1 pseudogene is annotated in these 718 nt (G+C 43.7%); it reads right to left on the bottom strand.

Annotated features, from left to right (window positions below):
• A pseudogene (locus CIK04_RS31450) lies at positions 1-604 on the bottom strand (transposase); the annotation flags it as partial.
• Positions 605-718 lie beyond the last annotated feature (114 nt).

Consider the following 718-nt stretch of genomic DNA (forward strand, 5'->3'; position numbering starts at 1 on the left):
CTTTGTTTTTGACTCTGATTCACGAGCCTTAAGAGGCTTCTTACCCGCTTTTTCTCGGTCTAACGCGACGTCGTCATCCAGCATATCAAGATAGGCACTCGCGCGAACCGCCGTGACTTTATTGGTGTGTTTATTCTTGTTGGCGTTCGCTTTGAGATGAGTACTGTCCGTAAAGAGCTCTTGATCCCGCGACCAAGCCTTTCGTCATGGCTTGCTCTACGATATTGATAAAAATACGTTCGAACACATCCGTGCCATTAAAGCGACGAATGCGGTTTTGGCTTAGAGTAGAAGCGTGGATGACTTTCTCTGTTAATGACATCCGTAAGAACCAACGGTAAGCGACATTCACTTCAATTTCTTTAACGAGCTGACGCTCACTTTTTATACCAAAGATATAACCAAGCAAGATGATTTTGAAGAGACGAACAGGGTCAACAGGTGGACGCCCATTATCTTTACAATAAAGATGAGCRACTTCATCACGAATGAATTCRAAGTCGATAGCATTATCGATTTTGCGCACTAAATGGTCTTTAGGAACTAACTGTTCCATCGTCACCATTTCCAGTTCGTATTGTTGCGGGGTGGGTTCTTGAAGCATATCGGAGTATCCATATTTCGATACCCCTATTAGATCAAAGGTCTAGCTCGAAAGCTAGACCTTTGTCAGCAGTCTGAGGCTCCATTGGAGCCTTTTTTCTTGTCTAAAACAGGT

This window comes from Vibrio sp. 03_296 (assembly GCF_002265885.1).